Source organism: Pseudomonas sp. 8Z (assembly GCF_902506535.1).
GTDB lineage: Bacteria > Pseudomonadota > Gammaproteobacteria > Pseudomonadales > Pseudomonadaceae > Aquipseudomonas.
The window spans coordinates 39,287-62,308 of the sequence record NZ_LR733825.1; the positions used below are offsets into that span (position 1 = coordinate 39,287).

The 23,022-nt window shown below is 53.3% G+C and carries 22 protein-coding genes; 8 read left to right on the forward strand and 14 right to left on the reverse strand.

The window, feature by feature from the left end; translation table 11 throughout:
* Positions 1-348: 348 nt before the first annotated feature.
* The 8 genes from AERO9A_RS04420 to AERO9A_RS04450 all read right to left on the reverse strand — a co-directional run bounded on the left by AERO9A_RS04420 (position 349) and on the right by AERO9A_RS04450 (position 9,718).
* Positions 349-2,337 (reverse strand): hypothetical protein, encoded by a 1,989-nt coding sequence (locus AERO9A_RS04420; RefSeq protein ID WP_178111101.1) that lies wholly within the window; start codon positions 2,335-2,337, stop codon positions 349-351.
* Entirely contained in the window at positions 2,337-2,552 is a 216-nt protein-coding gene (locus AERO9A_RS04425; protein ID WP_159970725.1) for a hypothetical protein, read from the reverse strand. Before AERO9A_RS04425 ends, AERO9A_RS04420 begins: the two co-directional genes overlap by 1 nt.
* Positions 2,549-2,683: a hypothetical protein gene (locus tag AERO9A_RS22415; RefSeq protein WP_256578161.1), complete on the reverse strand. Its 135-nt coding sequence runs from the start codon at positions 2,681-2,683 to the stop codon at positions 2,549-2,551. Before AERO9A_RS22415 ends, AERO9A_RS04425 begins: the two co-directional genes overlap by 4 nt.
* A 20-nt stretch (positions 2,684-2,703) precedes the next feature.
* Positions 2,704-3,636: a phage integrase N-terminal domain-containing protein gene (locus AERO9A_RS04430; RefSeq protein ID WP_159970726.1), complete on the reverse strand. Its 933-nt coding sequence runs from the start codon at positions 3,634-3,636 to the stop codon at positions 2,704-2,706.
* A 947-nt stretch (positions 3,637-4,583) separates the two neighbouring features.
* Positions 4,584-6,845, reverse strand: coding sequence for a P-loop NTPase fold protein (locus AERO9A_RS04435; protein WP_159970727.1), 2,262 nt, complete (start codon positions 6,843-6,845; stop codon positions 4,584-4,586).
* 130 nt (positions 6,846-6,975) lie between these two features.
* On the reverse strand, positions 6,976-8,259 hold the full coding sequence (locus tag AERO9A_RS04440) for a RepB family DNA primase (RefSeq protein WP_218580126.1): 1,284 nt from the start codon (positions 8,257-8,259) through the stop codon (positions 6,976-6,978).
* Between the two features lie 10 nt (positions 8,260-8,269).
* On the reverse strand, positions 8,270-8,500 hold the full coding sequence (locus tag AERO9A_RS04445) for a DNA-binding protein (protein ID WP_159970728.1): 231 nt from the start codon (positions 8,498-8,500) through the stop codon (positions 8,270-8,272).
* A gap of 153 nt (positions 8,501-8,653) precedes the next feature.
* On the reverse strand, positions 8,654-9,718 hold the full coding sequence (locus AERO9A_RS04450) for a site-specific integrase (RefSeq protein WP_159970729.1): 1,065 nt from the start codon (positions 9,716-9,718) through the stop codon (positions 8,654-8,656).
* Between the two features lie 323 nt (positions 9,719-10,041).
* Here AERO9A_RS04450 and AERO9A_RS04455 point away from each other — a divergent pair, with 323 nt between their 5' ends.
* From AERO9A_RS04455 to AERO9A_RS04465, 3 genes are all read left to right on the forward strand, one after another.
* Positions 10,042-11,415 carry a site-specific integrase gene (locus AERO9A_RS04455; RefSeq protein ID WP_159970730.1) on the forward strand — a complete coding sequence of 458 codons (1,374 nt, stop codon included), beginning with the start codon at positions 10,042-10,044 and terminating at the stop codon, positions 11,413-11,415.
* A gap of 95 nt (positions 11,416-11,510) precedes the next feature.
* A complete protein-coding gene (locus tag AERO9A_RS04460) occupies positions 11,511-12,764 on the forward strand; it encodes an S-type pyocin domain-containing protein (protein ID WP_159970731.1) in 1,254 nt (417 codons plus the stop codon).
* 8 nt (positions 12,765-12,772) lie between these two features.
* Positions 12,773-13,033 carry a bacteriocin immunity protein gene (locus AERO9A_RS04465; RefSeq protein WP_159970732.1) on the forward strand — a complete coding sequence of 87 codons (261 nt, stop codon included), beginning with the start codon at positions 12,773-12,775 and terminating at the stop codon, positions 13,031-13,033.
* A 64-nt stretch (positions 13,034-13,097) separates the two neighbouring features.
* Here the strand turns inward: AERO9A_RS04465 and AERO9A_RS04470 are convergent, their stop codons facing one another.
* A complete protein-coding gene (locus tag AERO9A_RS04470) occupies positions 13,098-14,036 on the reverse strand; it encodes a hypothetical protein (RefSeq protein ID WP_218580127.1) in 939 nt (312 codons plus the stop codon).
* 19 nt (positions 14,037-14,055) lie between these two features.
* Positions 14,056-14,268 (reverse strand): AlpA family transcriptional regulator, encoded by a 213-nt coding sequence (locus AERO9A_RS04475; protein ID WP_159970734.1) that lies wholly within the window; start codon positions 14,266-14,268, stop codon positions 14,056-14,058.
* A gap of 960 nt (positions 14,269-15,228) precedes the next feature.
* On the opposite strand from AERO9A_RS04475, the gene AERO9A_RS04480 reads away from it, so the two are divergent.
* Both AERO9A_RS04480 and AERO9A_RS04485 read left to right on the forward strand, forming a co-directional pair.
* On the forward strand, positions 15,229-15,819 hold the full coding sequence (locus AERO9A_RS04480; RefSeq protein ID WP_159970735.1) for a DUF6338 family protein: 591 nt from the start codon (positions 15,229-15,231) through the stop codon (positions 15,817-15,819).
* 290 nt (positions 15,820-16,109) lie between these two features.
* Positions 16,110-16,622 carry a hypothetical protein gene (locus AERO9A_RS04485; protein ID WP_159970736.1) on the forward strand — a complete coding sequence of 171 codons (513 nt, stop codon included), beginning with the start codon at positions 16,110-16,112 and terminating at the stop codon, positions 16,620-16,622.
* 123 nt (positions 16,623-16,745) lie between these two features.
* Here AERO9A_RS04485 and AERO9A_RS04490 read toward each other — a convergent pair whose 3' ends face one another.
* Entirely contained in the window at positions 16,746-17,480 is a 735-nt protein-coding gene (locus tag AERO9A_RS04490) for a TraX family protein (RefSeq protein WP_159970737.1), read from the reverse strand.
* A 310-nt stretch (positions 17,481-17,790) separates the two neighbouring features.
* On the opposite strand from AERO9A_RS04490, the gene AERO9A_RS04495 reads away from it, so the two are divergent.
* Positions 17,791-18,138, forward strand: coding sequence for a hypothetical protein (locus AERO9A_RS04495; RefSeq protein WP_256665859.1), 348 nt, complete (start codon positions 17,791-17,793; stop codon positions 18,136-18,138).
* A complete protein-coding gene (locus AERO9A_RS04500) occupies positions 18,135-18,560 on the forward strand; it encodes a hypothetical protein (protein ID WP_159970738.1) in 426 nt (141 codons plus the stop codon). The genes AERO9A_RS04495 and AERO9A_RS04500 overlap by 4 nt, the downstream gene beginning before the upstream one ends.
* A gap of 41 nt (positions 18,561-18,601) precedes the next feature.
* Here AERO9A_RS04500 and AERO9A_RS04505 read toward each other — a convergent pair whose 3' ends face one another.
* Complete coding sequence (locus AERO9A_RS04505) at positions 18,602-20,800, reverse strand: hypothetical protein (RefSeq protein WP_159970739.1); 2,199 nt, start codon at positions 20,798-20,800, stop codon at positions 18,602-18,604.
* 555 nt (positions 20,801-21,355) lie between these two features.
* Here AERO9A_RS04505 and AERO9A_RS04510 point away from each other — a divergent pair.
* Positions 21,356-21,706, forward strand: a complete 351-nt coding sequence (locus AERO9A_RS04510; protein WP_159970740.1) for a histone-like nucleoid-structuring protein, MvaT/MvaU family — start codon at positions 21,356-21,358, stop codon at positions 21,704-21,706.
* A 67-nt stretch (positions 21,707-21,773) separates the two neighbouring features.
* On the opposite strand, the gene AERO9A_RS04515 is transcribed toward AERO9A_RS04510, so the two are convergent.
* Both AERO9A_RS04515 and AERO9A_RS04520 read right to left on the reverse strand, forming a co-directional pair.
* The gene (locus AERO9A_RS04515) at positions 21,774-22,310 is read right to left on the reverse strand and encodes a hypothetical protein (RefSeq protein WP_159970741.1); all 537 of its coding nucleotides are present in this window, start codon (positions 22,308-22,310) and stop codon (positions 21,774-21,776) included.
* A gap of 79 nt (positions 22,311-22,389) precedes the next feature.
* On the reverse strand, positions 22,390-22,980 hold the full coding sequence (locus AERO9A_RS04520; protein WP_159970742.1) for a hypothetical protein: 591 nt from the start codon (positions 22,978-22,980) through the stop codon (positions 22,390-22,392).
* Positions 22,981-23,022: the final 42 nt, after the last annotated feature.

Here is a 23,022-nt window from a genome sequence, read left to right on the forward strand (position 1 = left end):
GGAACCAGTTCGTAGCATCTAAGTCCGGTGAGCTAATTGGCCGGATTTCTACGGGAGTGCTTCCAGTCTCGACCTGGTCATAGGCAATCGCACTCAGCTGTGGTCGCTGATGATGAGGATCGCCCCTGAGCAGCCAGCACAGGCCCCTATGCGAGGCCGCTTGATCCAGGATGTAGCGGACGTCGATGGGGGTATCCCAATGTGATGCGTAGTCGGCGGTTAGCCAGGCAGGGAAGCTGAGCATGATGGGCTCCAGTAGGTGTTCGAGCTGCCTGTTTACTTGACCGCTATGCGTGCCAGAAGCTCTTTTCCAGTCCCGGCCTGGGGTACTGAGTTTCGAGGCCGAGGTCATGCTGGATCTTCCTCTGAGGGTCGATTCTTCTGGCTACGGGGTGTGCGTCCTGTAGCGAAGCGATCACTGTTACTCGCTGGTTGATTCAGTTGGGGCGGGCGACTGAGTTCAGTGCTGGGCTTCCAGTTACGGGTTCTTGTGGAGGCGTAGACCTCCTGCTGAATGGCCATCGCAGCAGCCCTGCCCGAATGGCCGCCAGCAGAGGCTTTTCCCGCTCCACCACCACCGTTGCCGCCACCTCCGCCACCATTTTCCCTGCTGGGATTCTCTCCCTTCTCCTTACCCTGGATCGTGCCCTTGGTTGCGGCCTTCATGGTGAGGTTTGCGACTGCCTGAGCAACCTGCGGCCCAGTGACTGCCTGATTACGTGCTGCCCGAGCTAATCCACCGAGGCTGACGCCAGTCATCGATGCGGCTAGCCAGGTACTGGCGGCCAGTAGTAGGCCAAAGACCATCTGCATGGCCCCATAGATCAGATCGATGTCACTCCCGCCCCCTTGCCAGCCAGCTGAGAGCGCGGCCTTCGCCAGCGCGGCTGAGCTCATCAACACCGAGGCACAGACAGCGAGCAGGTGGGCAAAACCAATGCACAGCACAGGGAAGAACATCATGCCTACCCATTGAGTCAGGCTGTTCACACCTCGAAGCGGAGACAAGGCGATAGCAATAGGGCCTGTAAGGAACACTAGCCATAGAAAGCCAGCCATCGCGGCAACATAGCCAGGCAGCAGGGTTTGCAGCTCAAGCCAATCCATTAAGGATTTTCCCATCTGCCAACTGGCAATGCTGCCTGACAGCAGAGTATTCCCAACACTGGCTTGCTGCTCTGGGCCGCCGGCAAGTGTGGCTTGCTGAATCTTCATCCAAGACTGCCCGGCCGAAATGACCCCGGCCTCGGTATCCGTTCTTTGTCCACCGGATGCCTGCTTGTCGCCTATTTCAACAAAGGCCTTATAGGCCTGCTCTGCTGCGAACTGCGCGACCTTGTAAGCCTCGACGCAGGAGGATGGTGTGTAGCCGAGTGTTGCCTCTTTGCCTCCCTCGTCTGGCTTCCATGCCATTACGTGGGCCAATAGGCTTTCACGGATGTCATCCGGTGCATCTGCCACTGTGAGGTAGCTGGGTTTCGCTTCGGGTTGACCCGAGGCGAGCGCAGCCCAGTGTTCCTTCGTAGGCAGCGTATAGGGCTGTGATCCAGAGGCGACAAACACCTGATCCGTCTCTGCCAGGGCTGCCAAGCCTTCTGCCCGCCGACTTCTCACTGCCTCTGCATCCAGGATACTCATTGAGTCCTGGGCGCTAGGGCTGCCAAACCAGGGGGTCATTGCCGCGACAATGTCTGAGGCAGTATTGCCGGCGATACGAATTTGGGCCCATCTGCTTACTTGATCGTCTGGTATCCCGATACCTGCTCCGCCAAACAGCCCTATAGCGTGGTAGGCCCCAATCTTGGTTTTGCCAGCTGCAGTTGCAAACAGGCTGGGAGGAGGAGAGCACTGCTTGTTGTAGTCACGAATCAGCCTGCCTAAGTCACTGTTGGCGTACTGGCCTGCAGTGCGTTCGATGCTGTAGTCAATCAGCGCTGCCGTCGGAATAAACTGGCCATCTACGTTCGCCTTGGCCAACGTTTCAGCAATAGTGCGGTTGAGAGTTACGTGGAAACTCATGATCAAGCTGTATGTGATGCGCTGCGCATGCGTCGCCTGTACTGTGGTGCCGTTTGTAAGCGTTAGTGTGGTTGGCTGCAGCCCATAGACGATCGCCAAGAATATCGCTGCGGTACTGAATATGGCGCGCCACGGGCCGTCGATCGGCAGTCTGATCATCATGATGATCAGAGCCAGAAACGCCACAGCCACAAACCACTCGCTGATCTCTTGGCCAATCATCGCTAGAAATGGGCCTGTCGCGACAATCAGGAAGTTCACCGCCCCGTCAAACAGCTCGAACAGCCAGCCAAGGCCGGCTAGTGATTGGCTGTCCATTACGAGCTCTCCTCTTTGGCTGTCTGCGTTGCATCAGCTGTAGGCGTGAGCCGATAGAAGAGAAGGACGCTCAGCACCAGGCCTGGCGTATGGGCGAATGGGCCCAGCCAGGGGAAAAGCGACCGTCCGTGGACCGCTATCCAGGTGCCGACGATGTAGCTTGCAGCGAGCAGAGCCAGGCGAAGCGGCGAGTAGTCGTGGCCGTAGATCTTCATGCCTGATGCTCCTGGCTGGATTCCTGTTTCCTTTCCTCAGTACGGCGCTGTTTCTTTGGCTTTTTGCGCTTTCTCGGTGTGTTGCTGCTTTCGAGACGATTAAGCATGTTCAGAAGGCTGCGGATGCTCATGGGCTTTTGTCCTTGCGTGATCAGGCGTTAGGGGAGCCGAGGTAGGTGTTCGTGATTGCGATCCGTTCATGGCCGAGTTCATGCGAGATGAGCAGCCGAGCTTCGCGATCACTAAGAGGGGGCGTTATTGATGTTTCCGCGCTGGGAATGGCGACCTTTCCAAGCCAGCCGGACTCAGCTCCTGCGAGGAGCTGGCCGGTGATTGAGGCTTTTACGGCGGGGGCTTGTTTGCCGGTCAACTCGAGATAACGCCGTTGGGCGTAGAGGTGCCGCAGCCCATGCATCCTGGAAAGGCCAGCGGCTGCGATTTGGTGCTCATAGCGTTTGAGCTGCTGTTTGTAGCTGAGCTCGGCTGGGATAAGGCTTCTCATCTGGGTGAATACATGCACCTCGGCGAGTAGCTCTTCTTGGTTCCGCGTGCGGATCGGGATTTCTCGGGCTTTCCCGCCTTTCGTCCAACTGCCTTTAAGCTCAAGGTGTCCGCCTTTATCGGCGACCGCGGCGATGAATTTGATTGACTCTTCCCGCCGCAGCCCGAACTCGGCTTGCAGGCGTAGGCTGAGTCGGACATACGGGTCGGTAACCGCATCGAGGTTTGCTTTCGGCAGATCCCGGGCACGGCTTTCTTTGGCGACGTATGAGCGGCGAGCGATTCCCAGGTCGTCGTTACTGATCTTGGCGACACCCGCGCGACCGGCCTTTTCGCACGACCACCGCAAATGGGACATGCGATTCTTGATGGTGGCTGGAGATACGCCTGAGGTCTGCCAATGCTGAACCAGTGCACGGAGGTGGCGTTGACCGAGCGTGTTGGCGCGTAGGTTGCGGTAACCCAGTTCGCGCAACTGGCGGGCACTGAGGCTCAGCGTTGCTGAGCGAGCTGCCTGCGTTGCATACGAGCCGTCCCGGTTATGTTTCTGTTGCTGGACGAAATCCCAGCCGAGCTTGTCCATATTCACGATCCACTTGCTGATGAACGAGGTTCGAAACGCCAATCTCGAGGTAAGTGTTTGTTCCTGTCCCGGTCGCAGTGCGGCGGGAGCTGAGCTTTCGCTCAGGAGCGGAACGGCGTTTCACACAGACGGCCAAACGTGGCTCGCAACGAACTGCCCGGCAGCGGGCGGTGATTGCGACGACAGGCGCTCAAATCAATTGATGAGCTGCACCGTCGTTGTCTGCGAGCATGCGAGGCATGCCATCTCGTCGAGCGTGGATCGACAAACTCAATCCGATCTCGGGGATCGGAAGGGATACCCGGACGCCACGCAGCACCGGGGGTGGGGGCTCAAACTGAGCGGTCCCTGGTCCGTGGTGAGTCCCATCTCAACCACAAGCCGTTAACGCGGGGCACGACTCAGTTTTTGAGGTCCGGAGCTGGACCTTTTGCTCATTGTGAAAACCCCGACAGACGCTGAGCGAGCGGCTATCGGAGGGCGGTGTAGCGAACGGGTCGGTTGCCAAATCGACTCGCTGTTGCCGCTCTGAATACGCGCATTAGCCACGTAAGCAGAGCGGGCTGACGATGCTGCAAGAATGCTTGCTACGCATCGCCCCTTCGCCAGCCGATCAAAAAGTCTGAACAGAAATAGCTGACAGACTTGTTGATCGTACGGCTGGCGAATGAGGGTTCATCACCTATTGGTCACTGCAAAATATCTGAATCCGCGAGCACCGCAACTCAAAATCGTAAAACAAATTCACCGTGCCCGGAGTCCGCGTAATTCCTGGCTTTTCTGCCTCCCCAGGTGCTTTTTTCGGCTCGCTGTGCGAGCCGTTGGGGGCCGCTCTACGCGGCCCTACGCTGTGCGTCACTACCCAAAGGTAGTGACGCACAGCTAGGAACACCCGGTCGCCACTGCGTAGCTGAGTTGGAAGCTATTGGCTTAGCGGGCATGCCAGATCAGTCGTAGTCAGACTTCTCGCCGCGCTGATGTCTGCCTAGGGCATCCTCGACCAGATCAATGGCTTGCCGTGCGGGCTCGGTGAGTTCTGCTCGCTGAATCTTCTCGATCCACCCTTGGCACGTCTCTATTCCGAGTAGTTCGTCCAGTGTGGCGATTCGTACAAAGTAGAAGGCAGAAGGTCCATTCCCCCCATATGACGTGCCCTTGTTTACAGCCGCTTCGGCAAACAGAACAAATCGCTCGAGCGTCGTAACCTGCTGCTTGATCCACTGGCTTCCTGCGCCATCAGCGAAGTAATTCAACCGATGGACAAAGGATATGAAGTTCCAATGTGCGATGAAGGCCTCAGGGTTGTGATTCGCCTGAGCTAGCAGATCTGTCACAAACATCAGTTTGAGTTGCTCGAAACCTGCATCATCCAGATCGGTAGGTTTAGCTTCTCGTCTGGAGGATGCTTCCAAGGAAAGCAGTCGCTCTAGAACCAGGTACCCCTTGGCATTCTCGAACGCACGCAGCAGCAGTCCGCTGCGTGTGGCTGGATCGTCGTGGCGCAATAGGAAGAATCGCAGCAAGCGGAATGCCTGCACTGGAGGAGATAGGGATGTAATGGATGACTCTCTACCGCTGACAACCTCCCCGACGTTTAGCAGTGTTTCCACTACCGCTGAGGACTGCTCAAGGGGGAAATCGTCAACGTAAGATTCCAGCCTTTCCAATACGGTTTTTTGCTGAGACTCGTTCTGGTTGCGCAAAATGTCGCAGAACCGTTCGCTGTCAGGTAGCAGCAGCGTTAGCGAGTGCAGTAGCGAATTCGATACTTCGCTGATCGGCAAGGCCAATTCAAAGTAGCGGTCGAAGGTCTCGACTCGACACACCCGAGACTCCCGCAGCCATCGGCCGTGCGTAGATCCATCGTAGGTAGTGTTCTTAAAGACCCAGTCGAGAGTTGGGAACAGTTGCTTGATGATCTGTTCCGCCCCGCTGCGGTAGTCCTGCGGAGCTAGCGCCACAATACTTTGGACTATGTCCGTGATTCGGCCTTTCTCGGTTTGATCCTGGCGCATCAACAAACCACTGCCGGTGAGGGCCACCTTGTGTTGCGGCATAGCGTCATAGCTGGCCGGAGCGAAGGTTCTCAGGCACTCCAAGGCAAACAGATCCACTGCATTGATCTCGGCAACGTCGGCACCACGCAGCAACCTGCAGTGGAAGGCAAGTGTGGAGGTATAACGGTAAACGTCACGGAGATTGTGGAAAAACTGGCTGAGCCCCTTACGGTACACACCGGTCCAGTAGTCAGTATCAAATTTTCCCGCCAGCTGAGGTTCGTTGGTGAGGATTGCATCCAGCCTCTCGAACAGCACCGCCTCCAATCGCTCAGTGGACAGTGCGGGGACGCTAAAGGGGGCCTGGATTATTTTCTCGAGGTATTCCGCCCCCTTGAAGCCGGCAAGCTCAAGGCCCTGTTCAACTATGTCCCGTTGGAACAGCAGTAAGAACACTACATTTGGGAAGTCCATGTTGCCTTTGACCAGCTGGAACAATGCTTTCATCTGGTCTGGTGAGAGGCGGTCGATGTCGTCCATGACGATCAACAGCGGGTGTTCGCGTTTAGCCAACAATGTACGGATCTCGCCACGGATCTCGCTCAAAGTGAGTTCATTCTCCTTCGCGGACTGATCCAGGCCCTCAGCGCGATCTGACAAAAACCGAGCTAGTCGCTTCAACGCCGCTGCGCTGGCAGCTAGTGCTGAACCGCCACTCAATACAGCCATCACCGTTTGTGCTACAGGGTTTTCGGCCCAGACGCTGAGGTATGAGGTGACCAAGGCCGAGCCAAGGAACAGCGGTAGATATTTGGCGAAGCCCTCCATCAGCACGGCGCCAGCGCTGAGCTTTCGCCCATACTGGCGCAGCACCTTGGCCAACTGCTTGCCATCTTCGCTCTTGTCCTTGCGCTTGATAGCCAAGGAAACCTCATTGAAAAATGAAGAGCTAAGTTTCTCCTGGCCGGTCCACTCCCACGGGTTGTATTCAATAACCTCGTGGCTTGGGTTTGCCGCGAACTCCTGTATGGCCAGATTCTTGATTGAGCTCTTGCCGCTACCCCAAGCTCCCGTTAAGGCAATCACAAGGCTTTCTTTGTTTTTCCAGCCTGCAATAGCTGCTGCAAGGTTTTTCGCGAACGTTGATCGACCGAGCAAGTCTTGGTCGTGTGCTTCGATCGGCCGGTCATCGGCGAACCCCAAATCATCCATCGGACATTCCTTACGTGTTGGCCAAGCGGTTCAGCATTTTGCTGTAAGCAAGATGGCCATTTAAGCCCTATACGCCATTGCGCATGAAGCCCGATAGGGCTTCGCCATTAGTAATACGCACGGACTTGTCTCACTCAGGCTTGCCTGCCCGATACCATGACGCTCGACTCATCCCATGGGCTTCCCAGGGACGGGTTTGCGAGAGCGAGCCGGCCTCGTAGGTCTGTCGAGGAATTGCTCCAGCGGCCCGCCGTCGACTCTCCTCACGTACGCGGTGTCGCTCTGCTGCGACAGCTGAGCTGACGATTGTCCTGAGTTGGCGTTGTTCAGCATCGGTAATCCTGAGCAGATTTATGAGCGTGTTGTTCTTGGGCGTATAAAGCGGAACAAGCTGGCGGCCACCAAACTCAACACGCTCGCCGGCTTCGTAGGCACGCGCCTTTTGGTACAGCGTCGAGAGCTCTTGCCGCCGGTGATGCCAGGCCGGGTCTAACTCCTGGGCCAGCGCAGAGGCCTCCAGAAACATCTGCTGGCTGTTGGTAGCGCCAGACAACAATAAGAAATTGAGTCGCCAGAAGAGATGCTGCATCCGCTCCCCCTCGCTGACTCCGCCGCGCATCTCACCCAGTTTGCGTAGATCCTCCAGGCGATCCCATGCCAGTTGTCGTCCACTGAGCGTGCGTAACTTTCCGGTCTCTTTGCCTTGCAGGAGCCTAAGCTGCCGGTGATCAGCGCGTGCCTTGTGGCCAGCCTCGATGTCCCAGCGAGACACTGGTAGTAGGGCCTCTGCCAGATCCTCGAATGAATAGCGCACTGGCTGCCCATCCTCTCCGTGCTCAACATGAACCACGCGGCAGATCTCGCCAGACCGTGAGTTCACCGTCGTTACAAGACGCAAAACACGACTAGCATCGCGCGCTGCAGGGTCAGCGCCGAGAGCTGCTAGGCGATCGATCAGATGGCGCTGGCAAGCGTTCCAGCGCGGCAATGCTTGACGTGGCAGTGCCGCATCGAGGAACCACTTTGCCTGCAGCCCGCGGCCACTGAACACCAGGATTGAAGGGCAGGGAATGCCTTCCTCTTGGCAGTGATAGATGACGCTAGCCGCCAGCTGGTCAGGAGACCTGCCGTTTGCCCAGGGTTGGCGGTAAGTATCCAGATCAGCGAACAGCAGGCCAATTCGGGCGAGATTCACAACCCGACGATTCGGGCGGAAAAACTCTGCTTGCGAGATCCAGGTGTCCAGCCTGCAGTCAACCAACGGTAGCACCTGGTCCATTACCGATAGCGGGTGAGACGATTGCACCATCCTGTTTGGCTGGCGAACCAGTAGTGCGAAGTAGCCAGGGCTCTGGCTGTGAAACAGAGCCGCTTCCTCCGCTGCGCTGAATAGCGGCAGAGTCGAGGACGTCATAGCGCCTGACTCAGTTGGTCAGGTCAGGCGTTTGTCCTTCAAGAACTGCTGCGAGCAGGTTCGACCGGAAGTACACCCGGCGGCCTAAGCGCAGCTTGGTTGAGTTGATTTGCTGGGCAAAATCAGAATCACGCGACAGCGTGAAGGTGAGTCCCTGCGGGGACCGGTGAAGCACATCGGCCAACTGTTTCAGGGTGAGGAGTGGGCCGAACTTGGAGAGCAACTGTTCTTCGAGGCACATTTCAAGGCATCCGGTTGTTGTGTGGATGCTTGAAACAGTGGGAAGCGACTGCCCCAAAAAAGGCTAGTTTTGGCTAGCTGAGCCAAAAAAAGCTCAATCTAGATCAGGCTGAAATAGTTTCTGCATGCAGAAACTATTTCAGCCTAGTTGAGCCTAGTTTCGTGTCATTCGGTCGAGCCTGCTGACCAGGTCTTCGGCGCGAAGATGCGTGTAGCGCCTGAGCATTTGCATAGACTTGTGACCGCTGATGGCTGACACCTGTTGGTCGGACAGACCGCCCTCCACCATTCGGCTGACGGCCTCATGACGTAAGTCGTGAAAGCGAAGGTCTGGCATGCCAAGGTCTTTTTTCAATGTTCCCCATGTTTTGGTAAAGGCATAGGGGCGGCGCTTTTTGTCCTTCCCAGGCTCGCCAAAGAACACCAGGTTGCAGTCCTTGGGGCGAGCGGGGTAGGCCAGGGCTGTCTTGAAAGTCTCGGTTGCCACCTTTGTAAGCGGGACGGTTCGGGAACTGTCGTTCTTGGTATCTGTAAGGCGCACTACGCGCTTTTGCAGGTCGACCTGGTGGCAACGCAAGCCGGTGATCTCTGACGAGCGCATACCCGTTTCGATGGCTATACGGACAATCCAGCCGAGCATAGGGTTGCTGTGCGCGTTCACAGCTGCCACCAGACGGCGCTCCTCGTCAGTTGAGAGACGGCGATCACGGCCTTGGCCAGGGCTGGGTTTACGGATATTGAGAACTGGGTTCGCTGGAAGCCCAATCCGCCATTCTTGGATTGCCACTGTAAAGAGGTGGCTCAGAAGCGCTAGCTCAAGCCGGACGGTATTGGGGCTGACTAGGGTTTTGCGTCGGCTGCGCTCAGCTAGCCTGGAGTCTCGATAGTCGGCCAGGATGTCCGCAGAGAGAGCAGCAAGCGAGTATTTGCCCAGGCGAGGTATCAGTACCTTTGCGCTACCGGCTTCGGATTTTGCGGTCTTGGGGGCTTTGGTTGGCGAGACTTCCGAGAGATAGCGATTAAGTGCTTTCTCTAGGGGCATACGCTCCGAGCTGCTGCGATCGATAAATACACCCCGCACCATTTCGTCCTCGGTACGGCGTGCCCAATCTTCGGCGTCGCGTTTGACGCGAAATGTCTTTGATGCGGTTGGCCAGCCAGCTTTCCGGATTACAGCTTTCCAGTGGCCATTTTTGCGGTTGCGTACGAAGGTTGCCATATGTTCTCCGAGGTGTGCTCGGTACGGGACTGTACCTAAGCTGTACCTCGGGAACATCTGATTACGGGGTTAGGAAATTCCAAAGCCCGTAAAGGCTTGATTTAGATGGTGCCGGCACCAGGAGTCGAACCCGGGACCTACTGATTACAAGGGACTTGCTTAAAGGTTCCGCATGGTTTCATAGAGTTCCCCCTGCATACGGTAGCCCTTGATTTATGGGCGGTTCGTGGTTTTTGTTGTGTCAGATAGTTCCATTGAGTACCGTTGAGCACATCAAGAAACGGTGACCAAAGCGGTGACCAGTGAGCTCGGGGTAGGTAGAAATGGCATCGGTTATCAACGACCAGAAGCTTAAGGGGATGCAGCCTGAGGGCGCTCCCCTTACCGAAAGCTTACCTGGTCGAGGAATGGGGGCAATTCTCTTCAAGCGTCCTGGCGAGGCACCGCCGTCAGCATACTTTCGCTACCGTCGCGATGGTAAGAGCTATCTGGTGAAAATCGGGAGCTGCAAAACTGGAGCTCGGGGTGCGGGCCTTACACTACCTCAGATCCGTGAGCGCGCCTGGGAGCTTGCGAAAGTTGCCTACGAGCATGGCGATGTGAAAGCGCACTTAGCCTTCCTAGAAAAACAGGCTGAGGCAGAGAGGCATGCCAGCGAACTGGCTCTGGCTGAGCAGGTACGTCTGAGAGCTATCGAGGCCGCGCGCGGATCTTTAGCGGAGCTTTTTAATGATTACATCGACAGCCGGCGTGGAACAGTGCGCGAGTCGCAAGTCGCTGAGCTAGAGAGAGTTCTGCGAGTCGAGCTGGAAGAAGCAAACCCAGACGTTGCAGAAATGAAGGCTCGCGACGTTCGGCCGGGCCACATCAGACAGATCCTGCTACCGATCTGGGACCGCGGGTCGAAAGGGATGGCGGATAAGGTTCGTGCATACCTCCATGCCGCATATCAATACGGGCTGACGGCAGAGCACTCGTTGTCTCGCACGAGCAGGAAGTCGTTTGCGCTTGAGCTCAACCCAGTAGCTCTACTGCCAAAGGAGCATAAAGCAACTGCACAGACCCGAGTGCTTACCGACGCTGAGCTCAAGCATTTCTGGCAGACGATTACGCAAACTGACGAGGTGGGCCCTGTAATGGCCAGGCTTCTCAAGTTTGTGATCGCGACCGGTGGACAGCGGATCGATCAGGTTTCCCGCGAGCCCTGGACGAGTTACGACAGCGAGAAGAGGACGCTCCGTCTGATCGACGCCAAGGGGCGTGGGGGCGTTCGCCGCGTCCACCTTATTCCGTTATCAAGCCGCGCTATTGAACTGCTTGAAGAGGTAGAGCCGCTTACAGGCCGTCATGAATTTATCTGGACGACCACTGGCAAGAAGCCTATTGCAACGACAAGCCCGTCACATGCTGTGCGTGACTGGCTGGACTCAAAACACGGAAAAATCGATGGTGAACAGATTCCTCCCTTCACTCCTCGCGATCTACGCCGTACCTGCGCACAGCTGATGCAGCGATACGGGGTGGAGAATCAGGTTAGCGACTTGCTGCAGTCCCACGGGCAAACTGGCGTGGTAGGTCAGCACTATCGTAATAACCCAGAGGCCTATCTTCCTGAAAAAACGAAGGCGATGATGGGATTTGAAACAGCGCTCAGCAAGGTGCTGGGGGAAGCTGTAGAGAAAACTGGGAAATCGTAGGCATGGCCTGAATATTGTGTTCTAGGCCATGCCTTCACAGAATCTATGCAGGTAGGATTTGGAGCTGGATGCCTGATCGATGGAACGAGAAGAATATGAGTGGATATGTACCCAATGACCGGGGCAAGCGGCCAGCCCCGGTGATCGAGCCCTACAACGGCGATTTTGACAAACAACCCCCACGCCCGCTGGTTCTGGCTAAACAGCCAGAGACCACCCCTGAAAAAGCTCAACCGGTCGGTTGTGTGTTCGCCAAGTCCTGCAACCTGCCGAATGGCGTGATCAATCACAACAACCCCGGTGGATTCGTCCCACTCGAACAGCTGAAGGACTATGGCGACTGGGCCGTTTTGGGTACTGGTACCGTCATCAGGGCAGGTGGCACGCCCCTGCAGCTGATAGGTAGCTCGACTGCTGCAACCACAATAGCCAGTCGCTTGGGCGGTGCCTTGTCCCTGGGCTTGATCGAAGGCGGCGCGATGATGGCGGCCGGCGCTGTGCTTGGCACCATCGGCATGCTGCTGCCCAACACTACCTCGGCCGACAGCGCGCTCTACACCAAAGAGCAATACTACGGCCTCACCTTGGGGCGTACTCGTGTTCGCGTGCATGTCCAACAGCTGTCGGCGGACACAATCAATGCCTACGGCTTTTACACGGGTCGCAAACCGGAATGGGAGACCGCCCAGGTCATTGCTGCCACCCCGCGCGGTGAGCAATTTGTGGCCGACCTGGGGCAGGGGATCGAGGTAATTTGGACGCCGGCCGCTGACCCTAACGAGTTGGGTATCCCGGCGCTTGAGGGGGCACCGAAATTGCCGTCGGTGTGGGTTTATCCGCCCACTGAGCAGTCCAATAAGGCCCTGGTTAACCCGGTGCATCCGCCTGACTATCAGGACGCCATAATCTGGTTTCCGGCCACTGATATTCCGCCTATCTATGTGGTGCTCAGTGTTCGCAATCAACCTGGGGTCGTCACTGGCCAAGGCCAGGATGTGACGGGTATATGGCTGGCAGATGCGGGCAAGGCGCTGGGCTCCCCAATACCATCCCACATCGCGGACCAGCTCCGAGGGCGTGAGTTCTCCCGTTTCGATGATTTCAGGGAAGCCTTCTGGCAAGCCGTAGGGAACGACTCTCAGCTGAGCAGTCAGTTCATAGTGAATAACCGTCTTCGTATGCTGGCAGGTAAGGCCCCGAAAGTCAGGAAGGCTGATGTAGCAGGTAAGCGAACCTCATTTGAACTGCACCATATTGAGAAAGTTTCGGAAGGCGGCGAGGTCTACGATGTTGACAATCTCGGTGTTACGACGCCAAAACACCACATTGACCTTCACAGAGGCTTATAGGTGCTGTTATGAAGAATAAGTTTTCGGACTATACAGAGGCAGAGTTCATCCAGCTGATGGAAGAAATTCTCAAAGAAAATCAGGCTGCAACAGATGAGCGACTGGATCCTCTGCTAGAGCACTTTGAAAAGATCACGGAGCACCCCGACGGTACAGACCTGATCTACTACGCAGAATCAGACGCCGAAGCTACCGCTGATAAGATTACGCAGAAGGTAAAAGCGTGGAGAAGTGCAAATGGTTTGCCAGGCTTCAAGGCAGGGGATTAACAGTGCTCCTAAGCCAAACGTCAGGCCCGCCACCCGCGCCGTTACTTGACCGTTACTTGACTAGTTAGAGAGCCCGCTTGGATTTGTGGTGAGCACTGCGATTCCATTTAACTACGTGCTCGCCATTCTTGTTTTTCTCAATGGCATAGCTGGTAATGAACCCAACCGCCTTAAGCTCATCCAGCGCTTTCGGGAGCCCCCTCCCTTTTCCAAGAAAATCTTTAAGCTGGCTAGTCGTGCCACTTAATCTCAATAAATTATCGACTTTGACTTCTCGCTCGCCTGGAAGCCCTGCCGACATGTAGTTTTGTAGGTACTTCGACAAAGGGGTTGACAGACTTTTACGAATTTCAAGGTCGATGTAGGAAAGTTCTGTTCTGAACATGTTAATGACGATATCTCCAATCGAGAACCACCAGTAGCCACTTTCTTCATCCCAAGAAAGTCTGTCAATGAGACTAAACGAATCGCCGCTCTTAAAGTTTATGATTTTAATGGTATTCCCCTTGAGCTTTTGCAGGGATTGGTGCAGGGCATCATAGTTTTTCTTTCCTCCGGATATTCCTAATGCGCGTAAGAAAGAATGCCTATTAAATATGATTTTTTCGCTAGGCGGACGATCTTGAGCTAGGCGTATAACTTCCAGATATACGTCATTATCGAACATGTTGAGCTGTTCGCCGGTGTACTCAATTCTGATAGTGTCGTAGCTTTCTAGAATCTGGTTTATCAAAAACTTGGTTTTTGTCTGCGGCTGATTAACAAAGAGCGACGTACGCACCCAGGCCGTGGGCATCGCTGAAGCTCGTTGGGGCAAAGAGGGTATTGTGATGATCTCTGGAAGCGGCGGTAATAGCCCAGTCTCAAGCTCTTTGAGCAAGTCCCTGCAAAGCTCACTGTTCGAAGCCAGTCTATCAGTATGGCTTTGAAGTATTTTGAAGGCCGAATTAACGGCCTTACTCGACTTCAACTCTTTAGCATGTGCGCAACTTAGATGATTCATGACAGATAGTGCCGAGAACTTAAGCCGATTCTTTAAGAGGGTTGGACTTGATGAAGTCGATCACCTTTGCAAGGTCGTAGCGAACTATGCGTTGGTTAAAACGGATAGCCTCAGGGAATCCAGGGGTTGCGGACAGTCGGTAAAAAGTCGTTTTGCCGATATGCAGGTATTCGCAGATCTCGCCGATTGTTGAGAGCGGTTGGCGTTTGCTTTGACGCTTTAAGTTGTTCATGAATATTCCTCGGAACTGCATGGGGCTAAGTCCATTTTGCTAATCCGAGTCATCAAGTCAATGAACGAGAATTTTTAAAAACAGTTAATGTTTTATTATTGGAGTTGCGTGAATAAAACTTTATGGCAGCCCTGTTTTTGTAAGCTTCTGATTTGTATGAACTGCTACCGTTCGTCAGTTTTCTCTAATAAAGATAAGCATGACGGCTTATCCACAAGGTTCGTACTAGCTGCGAAAGCGTTTCCACGCAATAAACAGCGTTAACCCCGTCTAAACAGCCTGAGAGCCTTGAGGCTCAAGGGATTGGATAACCTATCCACAGCATTCGTACTAACTGCGCCACCCGATGGGGTTGATTCGTACTAGCTGCGCGGAGGTTCGTACTAGTTGCGCAAAAGTTCGTACCAGCTGCGCCTGTAGTTTTTCTAGAGGCCACGCAGCACTAGGGCTCTAGAGGTGTTCGGCTCCCTTATCATGTATTACATGTATTTACATAAGAAGGGCTTAACCAGCGCAGAGGCTCTCGCCTCCGCTTGAAGGCGCCTGCGGCGTGAAAGCCCCCAGAAGGGGAAGGGGCGTAATTGAAGCCAAACCGACCAGCCAATTGCATTGATGGTGACTTGAAGGCGGCAAAGTCGAGACAGGCAGAGGTTGGCTCATCGCGGCCTTGCGCGAATGGCTGTTTCCGACTACGGATCGCACTCTTGCCGATGGTCATGCCGCTTGGCAGAGGCGCGTCGCAGGGCAGGCGGTAAGCGCGCAGTTGCGGGGTGCAGCTATGGGTACCGTCCAGATCATACTCCCAAGTGTGAAAGCAATCGGGGCAAGTGTAGTGAGTTGGTTTTCTGGGCATAGGGAATCGGTACGTTGGCCGAAGTCGGCGGTTTGTCGGGGAGGGTTATGGTGCTGCCGACGATGTAGTGGCAGACTGCCGCTGTGCCATTTCGCTAGGGAGAGGTCATGGATATCTGGGAAATCGATAAACTATTTTTGTTTATAGCGTTCGTAATCCCGGGCTTTATTAGCTTAAAGTTCTATCAGCTTTTGTATCCAGGCGTACTGCGCAATGCCTCAGACCAACTTGTTGATGCGGTTGCTTATAGTTGTGTCAACTATGCACTACTGCTGTGGCTTATTCTGATTGTTGAAAGCAGTAGCCTGCAGGTTGTACATCAAAATTTTTACTATCTCTTCTATGCTTTTGTTCTTTTCGTTGCGCCAATAATCTGGGTGCTTTTGTGGAGTTGGCTGCGTACCCGAGAACTATTCCAGAAAAATGCGCCGCATCCGGTAGCAAAGCCCTGGGATTTTGTTTTTCAGCAGCGAAAGCAGTATTGGGTGATTGTGTACCTGAAGAGTGGCGAGCAGATTGGAGGGAAGTTCAGTACAAAGTCATTTGCTTCTAGTGCGCCCGCAGATGAGCAAATTTACCTAGAGGAGGTATGGTTGGTTGAGAATGGGGTTTTGCAGCGAGCTGTTAAGGAAAGTGCAGGTGTGCTCATCGGAGCATCTGAAATTTCTCACATTGAGTTTTTGAACTACCACGGCTAGAGGATTAGGAATGAGTAAAGATAAAGAGCAATCTGTTCTGATAAACAATGGTTATCAACCCGAACTTATAAAGAAGGGATACCAGCCTACTGAAAGTGTTCCTATAAATCGTCCTGAGCCTGGGGCAGGCTACCAGCCTACTAGCCACGGAGATAGCCCGACCAATGTACCGTCTCCACCAAAAGAGCGATAAGCAGAACGAGATGATGCTGCTAGTCACTCGCCGGCCGCGCATCGGGCAAGGATGGCGGTCGGGTTGGTCGAAGAATGAGTAGAAGCTAGAGAGAATTATGTCTGATTTTAGAGCTGCACTGGTTTCAGCGACTGCGGGGCTAGTTGGGGTTGTTGCTGGTGCAGTTATTTCTGGGGTTTCATCTTGGAAGCTAGCTGCTGTTCAAGTCGAACAAGAGAGAATAAGAGTCTCTGCTTCTACTGCGCTAGCGTTGAGAGCAGAGCTGTCGCAGAAGGTCTCAAATTTTTCAGGAATCTATCAGGTATTTATCGATAAAGTTCGCACAGAAAAAACATCGCTTAGTGATTTGAATAAAGAGGCCGAAAGGCTCGGCGAGGAAGCTAGTAAGTTGTTGCCTTATCTTGATGGTGATCTTTTTATAGCGTGTCAAAGTCTGGCTGATTCTGCGTTTAAACTTTCTAGGGCGGAAACTATAGGGGATCTATCCTCTGCCCAGGCTGGACTTATTAAATCGGAGAAAGAGTTCTGGATTCTCTATCTAAGGCTCAAACGGAAGCTAGAGGCTGATGCTCATATAGATATTATGTCAACTCAAATATTTGACAAATGAAGGCTCAGATTCTTATCCAGTGACTGAACCCTTGAACTCGTTGAAGATGTCGAATTGGGAAAAGGAGGCAGGTTTGTTTTTCCTACTCTAGGTGGCCATTCTGTGCCAGTTGCATCTCTGCTTCTACTGACAGGCGAGTGGTAGCAGGCCGAGTAGCAACAGATGGCTCGGATAAATCGGGTACATCCAGGTGCCGACAGGCCAGATCAGGCGTAAGCGGATCTGAAGTAGTACCAGGCCGAGAATCGGAGCCAGGGCGGCAGCAGCGATGCCAGTTTGTGCGGTAACCGGTAGATCGGTCCACAGCAAGAGCCCTGAACCGGTGTTTGCCAGAACGGCCAGTAGTGCAGCGAGTGGCCAAGTTGCAGCGACCGCCGCTTCTGAGCGTGCTTGGATCGCGAGCAGCAGTGCCGCCGGCAGTAGCGCCCCGCAAAGCCCGAAGCTCAGAATTGGTCGATAAACGACGGCGATAGCCAGTGCAGTAATGCCGGCTGCGATGAGCGTTGGCTTTAGGTGATGTATCGCTTGGGTGATGACCAGGCCGAGGCCGAGAGTGAAAAGAATATTTAAATGATTCCCCTCGAAGAATCTTGAATATGGTTGCTGGCTAATAAGCGCAAAGAAGAAAATACCCCCGAGATAATTCAAGCCACCTGGATGTCCAACTGGTTGGCGACGAACGTTCGCTGCGATCGCGAGGCAAAAGAGCGGAAAAGCAAGCCGGCCAACTATACGCATCCATCGAAAAGGTTCTTGTAATTCAGCAGGAAGGACATACCAGGCATGGTCAATTATCATTGATAGCAGTGCAATCCACTTAATGAGATCAAGAGACTTATTGCGTTCAAGGTTTTTCATTGTGCGACCGATTGAAAGCTAGTTGCTTCGAATTATATATTAGATATAGTTACTTGATACGTATTTATCATCGTTTTTTTGCTTTTTGCTCTTGTATATATTTGTGTGGGGTCTGATAATTTAGTCGTGTAGTACCCCGCAGTAAACGCTGCGCACCAAAGCCTCCAGGAGCAGCGACAGGGAGGTGGCGGCAAGATCAAGAAATGTCCTGTCGGACGCTCGCTGTTACTCGATATGATTCCAGTTGATTTCTGGCCCTCCGGAACGCTCTAGTTCCATTCATTCGATTAACAGATATCGGAGTGTCTATATGACGAAGCCTAGCATCCAAAGTAATCCGTTGTTAGAGCCGAAGATAAAGCTCCGCTTAGCTCCGCCGCCGCCTCTTGATCTGGCTTTGCTGCTGCAGCAAGGCGAGATTCTGGAGCAAGCCGCATTGCTGATCGAGAGCGGAACGGCCTCTGCAGACGAGCTGGAGGAGTTGCGCGTCAGGGCCAGCGAGTATTGTGTCTTGGCTGACTCTGGTCGAATTCTATTGGTTCCAGGTACTGGCGAAAAACTACATCGCGGGTATTTGAAGTTAAAACATGAAATTGCAGCCTGGAACAAAATCAGATTCTACCGGAAAGAATTGAATGTGAGAGGAGGTGAAAGATGATAAGTTTCAAAGTCCTCGTTAAAACCTTGATTTGTCTTGGGGTATTTGTTCTTCTTGCAGGGTGCGGTGAGAAAACTGGCGAAGTCTGGCCGGAGGTATGGAGCGAAGAAGCTACAAGATTTTTTAACGAAAATGTTCCTCCATTAAAGAATCTGCCTGGTGAGGTCTATCACTATCAGGTGGTTAAGCGTAAAGGGCACTTCTATTTCAATACGTTATACATAGATGGGCGTTATATTGAAGATTTGAGGCCGAACGGTGCACACAAGGTCGGTGGTGTTTCGGCTGTGCAACTCGATGGGGTACATGTCGTTTATACACGGCGTGAAGGATATAAGGTCGCGACCAAGCATGAAGATGGACACGGTGTGTACAAGGCCCTGATGAATAATTATCCATTATTCTTTCGCGATTACTTGTAGTCTCTTCGGATCGAAAGGCCGCTTGAGCGGCCTTTTTGTTCTTACTCACCACCGCCTTGAGGTGATCGAGGCCCGCCTGGCTGGACAATCCTGCGAACAATAGATTGCGTCGCAATCGACAAAGGCGCTTTCACCAAGCCACTGACCCCTCCCATAACACCTTGAGCCGTATTCTCGTACGGGTTCAGCCCTGGCTCGGAGAACGAGATCATGTTCAGCACGGTCCGCGGGAAGTTGGTGATCAGGGACGCGGAAGTCATGCACACCGACCAGAAGAGCATGCAGGTGAGCAGCACCATCATGATAGAGCCGATAAGCAGTCCTGCGATCGCGTCGAAGGGCTGACTGAGATCTGCTGCGCCGTTGTCCATCATTCCCCAGAGCCCTGCCATCATGGTATTGACGATCGGCAGGCCGATGCTGGTGATGGTGACGGCCGCTGCAAGGCCGCCTACTGCAAGTGCCGGATAGAACCCGATGAAGATGAGTGTGTTCCAGCCTTTGCCGGCCATCTGGGACGTATGCTCTTCACCCTTCGGGGCTGCCTGGGCCGCGCTCCATAGCGTTACGCCAAAAAATGCGGAGGCTACGAAGGTCAGCCAACTGATAACGCCCATCAGGCCGAAGATCGCAAAGACGACCGGCAGCACGTATCCGATCATGGCCCCTGCAATCAGCAAGACCACGCCAATCATGAACAGAGCTTTTGTCATTCCACCATTGCCCTTGGTCGCCTTGCTTGCGATCCAGGAGAGGCCGCTACCGCTTATGAACATCAGGCCCGTGCCAGCAAGTTCGCGCCCGAAGGCCGAGACCGTATAGAGGTTGGCTTGCGAAGGATCCTTTCCAAGAATGTCCAGGCCAAGAAGATCCGCCAGATCAGTAGAGTCACCGCTATCTTCCAATTCACGCTCAACCTTGTTCATGGTCAGCTTTGTGAGGTCGTCACCAAAGGTGAGGTCAGCCAGGTCGCTGGTCGGGTAAAGTTTTGACGTACCCTCAGAGGCATAACTCTGCGCCTTGGTGAAATCGTTCGCTGCGCGGAGGACGAAGGTCCCGCCCATCATCCAGCCCCATTCCTCCAGTGACGCGAAGAATTGCTCCGACTCGGCTAGGAGTTGGGATGCTATTGCGGTCCGAATCGTAAATTGCGCATTTGCAATGTACCAATCGACCTCTTTCTCAAGATACGTCTTGCTGGCTGCAGCGAGTGCGTTAGCTTCTTCTGCGTTTTGATTGTTTTTAAAGCCCATATGCCGGCTGAACTGCGCCTGCACGATTCGTTGCCACATTTGGCGTTGTGCCGCGGCAAGGCCTTGGGAAATAGATTTGTCGTTCGTAACGCGCAGCGCCATCTGTTCATCAGAGCACACGATTGATGCTGCGAAGCCAGATGTTCCGCTCCCTTTGCAAAGGAAGTTCTCTGAGTCCATTTCGCGGCCTACGGTGTCTTCACCGGCATCTTTGGGAATGCTGCTGTCGCTGTGCTTGATCGCCGCGGCAATTGCATCCGTCGGAGGAATCAGTGGAATCGCTGTGTGGTTCAGGATTTGATTGATAAAAGGGGCTGTAGTGCTGGAGGCCCCATAGTAGCCAGGCTTTGAGCTATCCGTATATTGGCGACGCCAAGCTCCTTCCGCGAGCATCACCGCAAGCTGGGTTGCGGTGATGTCTTTTAGAGCGTTAGTTGGGTTTTTGTGTATGTAATAACCAGTAGCGACCGTAGCGAGTTGAAGCCAATTGACAATCATTCCTTTTGCTTCAGGCCTATTAACGGATACTTCATAGTTCGGCTCGTGAAAGAGATTGTAGGCATGCATGAGCTTAAAGCTGCTCGTTTGCGCATCATCACCCCATTTGCTGCCATTTTTTGCAATACCAGCAATCAAGCTATGTCCAGGAGTAAGGACAACTGACTGGCCTCCGGCGCTTGCTACGGGAATCACGGGCGCACACAGAGTCAGGGCGACGACGACTCGCAGCGGATAGAAAAAGGCTTCATTGCCGTCTCGGGAACCAAAGAAATTCCCGTTCTGGCGAAGCCGGAATATTCCTAGGAACATCGCCCAAGAAGCAAGAATCCCGAAACCGGCAAGGCCTACAATGGAAAAATAACTGGCAAATATCGTTAGAGGGGTTACCACGGTTGTGTGGGTACTGCCGATCCCGATTAATTCACTCTGATCAAACATCCATGTTCCAAATAGCCAAACTAATACTAGCGTAGAAAAGCTGTTCATTGCTGCGATCCTATCTTAGTGAAGTCAGGTATTTGTGGAGGCGGTGGAAAGTTGAATTCGGTAGGTCGTGTGTTGTTGGCGTGCTGTGAGTTTTTGGGTGAGAAAATTTTTAGCTCTGGAGCAATTCGTGGAGGGCCAAAAAATACAGTTAGAATGCAAAATAAAATCACTGCTCTGATGATGGTTCTGTATTGTTTTGGGGTAATGTTTTTTATGGTTTTGCTAATGTGGGTTGTGAGTATGAGTGAGATGATATTTAAAGCGTAAAATATGCTCTTGATGTTCTTCATTTGGGCTTGCCTTGAAAAGTTATAAATACTGGCTAAGCTGGGCGTTTAGTTATTTTAAGCATGCTCGGAAGGCTTTCAAGATAGGCGCGGTGAGTATTTTTAGGTGGTGTGCTTTTGGAATTGCGCGGGTATATATTTATAAGTGATTGCGTAACACCAGTAAAACGCTTGTTTGAAAATAAATATTGGTAATCGCCCTAGGCTTCTCGGTCTTGATTAGGTAGGCTGATGGGGATGAATTTAGTTACCTATCCAAGGAGTAAAGATGAGTAAGCTTGCAGAATTCAAACGTCTTGAGGCACAACTCGCAGCTCAACTGCAACAGCTGGACGCGCTCAAGAATGATGACGAACTGAAGAAAGAAATCCAGTTCGAGACAAAACTACGCACTCTGTTAGCTGAGTATGGGATGAGTCTGAGGCATGTGGTCGCTATCTTGGATCCCGCACCACTTACTGCTCCTGTAACTACAGGCCAGCGCCGTACGCGCCAAGTGAAGATCTACAAGAATCCTCAATCTGGTGAGGTCGTGGAAACTAAGGGTGGTAACCATAAGGTCCTGAAGGCTTGGAAAGAAGAATATGGTGCCGAGGTCGTCGAGTCTTGGTTGCAATAAGTATTAGCTCTGCCTTATTAAGGGCGCGTAATGCGCCCTTTGTCTTTTTTAGAAATTGAGCTGCGCTTTATTGTTGCCGTTCTACTATGTCTGCAGGCTTGCGAGTATTTAAGGGGGTGTTTGCTATTTGTAGTGCACGAGCTGCATCGATAATTTTCGCTCTTGTATCAGCGTTCCATAGTCGCCGCTCGAAACGACTTAGCTCAGGCATGCGGCCTGTTTGGATTGTCAGTAAATCTGAAAGATAAGCGTCTCTTAATGCCCTCAGGTCTGGGAATAAATCACGGCTACTTTCGTTCAGCGACGTTCCGCTTGCATAAGCGCTCCGCAGTGCACGGTTCTCAGCTTCTAGCAGGCCAATCCGGTAATCCGCAGCAATCAGTCCTATGTGCATCACTGCTTGACCTGGTTGACTAAGGTTGAATATGCCAAGCGCGTCTTCATCACGTGATTCAAACGTTCGGTTCTCTGCGAGACCGATAAAGTGGTCAACTATTGCTGTCGCAGAAATAATGATGTTCTCATCAACTTTGGCTTTTTCATTAGAATTAATGGAAAGACTTTTTTGGGCACGATAATCCCCATCTCCGTCACGACTGCTCATGCGAAATTCCTCGTTTAGCTACAGTGGTTTTGGCGTTTTTAATGCCGTTCGCTGATCGGTTTGTAAATGATTTTAGATGTCAGAACGCTAGATAGAGGATGGATAACGCGGCTCCAAGGATAGCCCCGGCAGCAAATTTGCCTAGGCTCCACTTGCGTGCTGCCGCCCAGTGCTCATCAAATCGAGCAGTCAGAAGATCCAGTTCAGCTTGCAATGCTTTGCTCCGCTCTTCTGCTGCTTGGCATCGTTCCAACGATGAGATGTCGATACGCTTTTGCATTTCTGTGAGCGCATTTTCAACCGCTTCGAGGCAGCCAGATTTCATGGCCGCCTCATATGCGACTCGCAGAATTCGAGTGGTGTCAGAGAGCAATGCGCGCTCTAGAGATTCCCGAAACGCTTGCGACTCTTCAGGGCGGAGAAGTTGGTGAGGCAGCGCTTTTGTCTGCTCATTTAGCTGAGCTACCGCTGCCGCGAGCTCGACGACATTGAGTTGAGATACTGCAGCTGCCCCGAGCCTACACTGCTCTGCAGCATTGAGTAGCAGCTCGGTGGTGCCCTGGTGACCTTCGGTTCCGTGAAGGCTGCGTTCTACTATCGAGATTTGCTGTGCCGCGGCTTCGAAACGATCAGCCAGCTTGTAATGATCCTCGAATAGTTCGCGCAGCATGATCTGCTCCCGGTTGAGAGCAGCATCGCTAGGATTCGGCGG